This window comes from Bacteroides sp. UBA939, assembly GCF_002293435.1.
Taxonomy (GTDB): Bacteria; Bacteroidota; Bacteroidia; order Bacteroidales; family Bacteroidaceae; genus Bacteroides.
Genome location: NZ_DBDF01000094.1, coordinates 1 through 6189, shown reverse-complemented (window position 1 = coordinate 6189; position 6189 = coordinate 1). Strand labels below are relative to the sequence as shown.

Below are 6189 nucleotides of genomic sequence, written 5' to 3'. Positions count from 1 at the left end.
GAGGGGAATAGAGATACTCTTGTAATCAACCATAGATACTCTTGTAATCAACCATAGATACTCCTATAATCAACCATAGATACTCCTGTAATCAAACCGCGATACTTCAGTAACATACAATCAACCTGCAAAACCTGAATGATTTCTGTATTATTCCTCGCTAAAGATAACCTGCATTACCGTTTGCCCCACCGCTTGCAGTGTACCTTTATCAATAGCATCCATATCATCTTTTACCGTATGCCAATGCTCAAAGAAACTCCCTTCCGGATAATAAGGAATGATATCAATAGTTGGAATATTGGCATATTTGTTAATAAACACATGGTCGTCCGTAACATAACCACCTTCTTCCTGTACGAAATAGCTCCCGAAACCCAGCGCTTTCGCCGTTTTCCATACTTTCCGGTTGACATTGCCGGCTCTCTCTTCCGAAAGACCTTCATAGCGGAACTCCGGATTCCTTCCACCCACCATATCCAGCAAGATACCGAAACGTGCGTTGTATCCCTGTACATGCGGATTACGTGCCCAGTATTGTGAACCGAGCGCCCAGTATTCTTCCTTGCGCGGGCCATTGTAAGCGCTATGGGCGCCATAGTCCTCAGCGTCCACAAAAATAATATCAATACCTAATTCCGGCTGCTGTGCCTGAAGAAGACGAGCTATTTCCAACAATACACCAACACCACTTGCACCATCATTGGCGCCTAAGATAGGTGTATAGTGCTTTTTCGTATCCGGATCTTCATCCGCCCACGGACGACTGTCCCAATGCGAGAAAAGTGCGATGCGTTTCTTCGTCTCCGGTTTGTAAGAACCGATAATATTGCGCGCTTTCAACAAGGTACCGTTGTAGGCAGGCAAATCAACATATTGGCTGGTGACTTTAGCACCGAATTCTGCCAGCTTATCAGCCAGATAATTACCACAGTCCACATGCGCTTGCGTATTGGGAACACGCGGACCAAAGTCAACCTGAGCTTTTACATACTGATATGCGCTGTCCGCATTGAATTGGGGAACACTGGTCACAGTCTTGGTGGTTGTTTCCGTGTTGTTGTTTACCGTCTTGGTGTTGCTGCATGCTATCAGTGTGGACAGTATGAAGCATAGAAAGATAAGGGTATAATTCCGTTTCATTGTTTATCTAAATTAAAACTCAATTTTACTTCTTTATTTCCGGTTTCCAGTGTTACTTCCGCTCCGTTTATCATGGGCAGGTTCATGGTGACATGCCCCACCGGGAAGTCGAAGCAAACCGGATAATCGTATTCTTTCATTATGTCGGCGATGGCTCCATACAAATCTTTCCCTAAAGATTTGGTTTCTTCGTATTCCGTGAACTGCCCGATGATGAGTCCGGAGAGCTTGTCGAGTATTCCGCCCAACTTCAGATTATAGATCATACGCTCTATTGAATGCGGGCGTTCGCCGACGTCTTCTATGAAAAGGATTGTCCCTTCGGCGGGGATGTCGTAAGGAGTACCGCGCAATCCATATAAAACGGCGAGATTGCCTCCTCTTAAAATCCCGTCGGCTTTTCCTTTGTGGTTTAGCTTATGTCCGGGACAGGTATAGGCGAATCCATTCTCTGACGCTGTTACTGCCTCTGCCGTATCCGGACTGAGATGGTGAAACAAGATGTCTTTAAGCGCCAGTGCACAATAGTCTTCCTCTGACTCTACCGTCAAGTGACGCGCCATCGGGGCATGAAGCGATGCAAAACCATTCTGTTGGAATACATTGTGCAGGGCTGTGATATCACTGAAACCAATCAGCCACTTGGGATGTTTGCGGAAGCGGGTGAAGTCCAGTTTGCTTAACAGATGCACCGCTCCGTATCCGCCACGACTGCAAAAAATCACTTTTGCTTTATCGTCATCCAGCGCATTCTGCAAGTCTTCTACACGTTGTTTGATGCTGCCTGCGTACGTTCCGTTTGAACTGCCTGCATGTTTTGCCGTTATCACTTCCAGTCCCCATGATTTCAGGCGTTTCTTTGCTCCTTTCAAAAACGATTTGTCTATTTTGCCGGAAGGAGAGAGGATGATAGCGTAATCACCCTTTTGTACGTATGGCGGAAAAATAAGGCTACTCATAATTCTATGATTTTGGGTATGGGGACAAAAGTACATAAAATTACTCAAACAGAAATTTAGAGCCTGTTTAAATTTTGCCCGGCATTAGTTTCATTCAAAACATTTTTCATTATTAACACTAACCTGAATAATTCATGCTTCAGGAGTTAGAGGAGCTTAAGTAGTTATCAGCCAACAAGTTGGCTTAGGAGTTAAAGCCGATAGTCTTGTTATACGATTCACGGAGTATCGGCTTTAACTCCTTAACTCCTAACGAAGTGATAACTCCCTTAACTACGGTATGAATAATGCAGGCTAATGTATGGTGTCTTGAGGGTTGTTTTTGAGGATGCTTTCCTGTTTTCATCAGGCTCTTAGTTTACACCGGAGATTTTACTGGTTAACACGCCTTATTATGTTTTCGGGTGAAAGGATAGAAATCTGCGCTAATCAGTACAATTTCCGGCTCTATTGTCAAAATGATACGGAATTCATGAATTTTCTTTGGTTATCATGCTGCGTTTCTCGACATTTTTTCAGATATTTGCTAAAAATCAAACGTTATGGAGCCTATTCGAAGTTTTGCTCAACTGACCTCACATCTGAAATCCTTGAACAAGAGGAAACGTATTGCAGTAGTTTGCGCCAATGACCCCAATACAGAGTATGCCATTGCCCGCGCCTTGGAAGAAGGTATCGCAGAATTCCTGATGATTGGCGATTCGGCTATCCTGAAGAAGTACCCTACGTTGAAGAAATATCCTCAATACGTTAAAACAGTACATATTGAAGACGCTGATGAGGCTGCGCGCGAAGCCGTCCGCATTATCCGTGAAGGCGGGGCGGATATCCTGATGAAAGGCATCATCAATACGGATAACTTGCTTCATGCCATCCTTGACAAAGAGAAGGGCTTGTTGCCTAAGGGTAAAATCCTGACCCATCTGGCTGTGATGCAGATTCCTGCGTATGATAAGTTGCTGTTCTTCTCGGATGCTGCCGTGATTCCTCGTCCCACTTTGCAGCAACGCATAGAGATGATTTGGTATGCTATCCATACCTGCCGTCATTTTGGTATCGAAAGGCCTCGCATCTCACTTATTCATTGCACGGAGAAAGTAAGCGCCAAGTTTCCTCACTCGTTAGACTACGTTAATATCGTGGAACTGGCGGAAGCAGGAGAGTTCGGAGATGTAATTATCGACGGTCCGTTGGATGTACGTACTTCCTGCGAGCGCGCAAGTGGGGATATCAAAGGCATTGCTTCGCCCATCAACGGAGAAGCGGATGTGCTGATTTTCCCGAATATCGAGTCCGGCAATACGTTCTATAAATCCGTTTCCCTTTTCGCGAATGCCGATATGGCGGGTCTGTTGCAAGGTCCTGTCTGTCCGGTGGTGTTGCCTTCACGCAGCGATTCCGGTTTATCCAAGTATTACAGTATGGCTATGGCGTGCCTGACTTGTAAGGAGCAAATCTAAATTCAATATCTTTCTACTATGAAAATCCTCGCTATCAATCCCGGTTCTACTTCAACGAAAATTGCGGTGTACGAAGACAGAACTCCGTTCCTGGTGCGTAACATTCGCCATTCGGTGGAGGAACTCACGCATTTCCCACGTATCATCGACCAGTTTGAGTTCCGCAAGAATCTGGTGATAGAAACCCTGAAAGAGAATGATATTCCTTTTGAATTTGACGCCATTGTGGGGCGTGGAGGATTATTGAAGCCTGTTCCGGGTGGGGTGTACGAGGTGAATGATGCCATGCTGGATGATATTATCCATGCTATGCGCAGCCATGCGTGCAATTTAGGATGTCTCATCGCTGCCGAACTTGCTGCATTGCTTCCCGCTTGTCGCGCCTTTATTGCCGATCCTGGCGTGGTGGATGAATTGGATGATATAGCCCGTGTCACAGGCTTTCCCTCGATATCGCGCATCAGCATCTGGCATGCACTGAACCAGCGTGCCATTGCACGCCGTTATGCTGCCGAGTTTACGGAAGCTTCTCCTGAGCGTCCGGTGCGTTACGAAGACCTGAACCTGGTTATCTGTCATTTGGGGGGCGGTATTTCCATCGGTGCCCATCGCCACGGGCGTGCTGTTGATGTAAACAATGCCCTTGACGGCGAAGGCCCTTTTTCTCCCGAGCGGGCGGGAACACTGCCTGCGGGGCTATTGATCGATATCTGTTATTCCCGTCTTTTCGCAAAGGACGAGTTGAAGAAGCATATTTCCGGTGATGCCGGTCTGGCGGCACATCTGGGTACTACTGATATACTTGCTATCATCAAATCCATAGAAGCCGGAGATGAAAAGGCGGAACTGGTGCTGAATGCTATGATTTATCAGGTTGCCAAGAGTGTGGGCGCTGCTGCCGTTGTACTCTACGGCAAGGTGGATGCTATCCTGCTGACAGGTGGCATTGCTCATTCCGATTATGTAATCTCCCGCTTGAAAGAACGGATTTCCTTCCTTGCTCCGGTGCACGTGTATCCCGGGGAAGACGAGTTGGAAGCGCTTGCCTTGAATGTTTTGGCGGCATTGCGCGGGGAGTTGCCGATACAGGTTTATAAGTAATGCGAGTCAGGAGTTAAGAGGGTTAAAGAAGTTATCAGCCCACAAGTTGGCTTAGGAGTTAAAAACCGATAGTATGGTTATACGATTCACGGAGTATTGGCTTTAACTCCTTAACTTCTAACAAAGTGATAACTCCTTTAACTACAGTATGAATAATGCAGGTTAGGTATAATATTTTTCGTAGTTCGTAATATTTGCTTAGGAACTGAACTTTTTTTAAGAGAAAAAGTCCGTTCAAAGAAATTTTTCTCATATCTTTGTAATGTGTTAAGTTAATAAATTGATTAAGGTCGATTTTTGACTGTTTCGGATCGGGAAGTATGGGGGTACTTCCCGATCTCTTTTTTAGCTTGTATTTTCAGGTGTAACGAGACTATTTCTGATTGGCAATATGTAATCATAAAGCAGAATCGGTGTGCAGAAAGGCGGATAAAAAGCCTTTCCCCTGACATTTACTTTTGTAGAAAGAGAAGAAATAGAAGCTGTGGATACGATATTCTGAATATATATTCGGACGGAAATATCGCATTCTCAGACAACTAAAAATGAAAAATGACATAATGACAATTCAAAAAGATAGTAGATTTAGACCTTTGACACAGCAACCTCTCTGCAAAAGCAACCCACCAAGTGGTCGTTTACAAAGCCGGAAGCCTGTAAATGAGCGTAACAGATAGTAGTACCAAAGAACTTGAACCCTCGCTTTTTCATATCCTTACTCATTGCATCAGATTCGGGAGATGAAACAGGTATTTCACTTAACGATTCGGGATTGTTTACTATCGGCTTGTTATCAGGGAAGAACGATAATGTATAGTTGTAAAAGCTACCGAATTCTTTTTGAATATCCATAAATAGCCTTGCATTCGTGATTGCAGATGTGATTTTCAACCGGTTTTTCACTATACCGTCAAACTGCATCAGGCGTTCAATGTCCTCGGCAGTCATTCCGGCCACCTTCTCAACATCAAAATTATGAAAGGCTTTGCGGTAGTTTTCCCGTTTTCTTAGGATAGTAATCCAACTCAGTCCGGCTTGTGCACTTTCCAGAACCAGAAACTCAAACAGGGCTTTATCGTCGGTAACGAGTCTTCCCCATTCTTCATCATGGTATTTTACATATAACTCGTCGTTTCCGCACCAGCCGCAGCGTCCATTTATTAAATTTTCCATTTTCGTAATAGTTGTTTCCACAAATATAAAGATAAAAGTCGGACAATCTACCCGGTTGCCTTCACATTTTCTACTTCTCTGCCCATATTCGGTTTATGTTTCAAGCTATTGCTCTTCGTGCCTGTGGCTGCCTGAACGCTCTATGCGTTTGCACAGCCGGAAGTTAAGGAAACAGTGGAGCAGGTGACGCCCCCTGCAAGTGTAGAACAGGATTCGATTCCAAGAAGTTATTTTTAGCAGTACTTAACTCAAGTTTCGGAAGTAGATTTCATGCGGTTTGAGCCAGTACCCTCATCGCCTGAATTCTTCGGTTGTCACTCATTATTTGACTCAGCAGCTGTTCATCATCCAGG

5 protein-coding genes are annotated in these 6189 nt (G+C 44.8%); 2 read left to right on the top strand and 3 right to left on the bottom strand.

Annotation, left to right across the window (positions count from 1 at the left end; all coding sequences use genetic code 11):
* Nucleotides 1-150 precede the first annotated feature (150 nt).
* Complete coding sequence (locus B2Z67_RS06545) at nucleotides 151-1143, bottom strand: M28 family peptidase (protein WP_291529018.1); 993 nt, start codon at nucleotides 1141-1143, stop codon at nucleotides 151-153.
* Nucleotides 1140-2102 (bottom strand): S66 peptidase family protein, encoded by a 963-nt coding sequence (locus tag B2Z67_RS06540; protein ID WP_291529017.1) that lies wholly within the window; start codon nucleotides 2100-2102, stop codon nucleotides 1140-1142. Before B2Z67_RS06540 ends, B2Z67_RS06545 begins: the two co-directional genes overlap by 4 nt.
* Before the next feature lie 542 nt (nucleotides 2103-2644).
* Between B2Z67_RS06540 and B2Z67_RS06535 the strand changes: the two genes are divergently transcribed.
* The gene (locus B2Z67_RS06535) at nucleotides 2645-3562 is read left to right on the top strand and encodes a phosphate acyltransferase (protein WP_291529016.1); all 918 of its coding nucleotides are present in this window, start codon (nucleotides 2645-2647) and stop codon (nucleotides 3560-3562) included.
* A gap of 18 nt (nucleotides 3563-3580) precedes the next feature.
* Nucleotides 3581-4663 carry a butyrate kinase gene (gene buk / locus B2Z67_RS06530; RefSeq protein ID WP_291529015.1) on the top strand — a complete coding sequence of 361 codons (1083 nt, stop codon included), beginning with the start codon at nucleotides 3581-3583 and terminating at the stop codon, nucleotides 4661-4663.
* Nucleotides 4664-5248: 585 nt separating this feature from the next.
* Here the strand turns inward: buk and B2Z67_RS06525 are convergent.
* Nucleotides 5249-5836 carry a DNA-3-methyladenine glycosylase I gene (locus B2Z67_RS06525; protein WP_291529014.1) on the bottom strand — a complete coding sequence of 196 codons (588 nt, stop codon included), beginning with the start codon at nucleotides 5834-5836 and terminating at the stop codon, nucleotides 5249-5251.
* Between the last annotated feature and the right edge of the window lie 353 nt (nucleotides 5837-6189).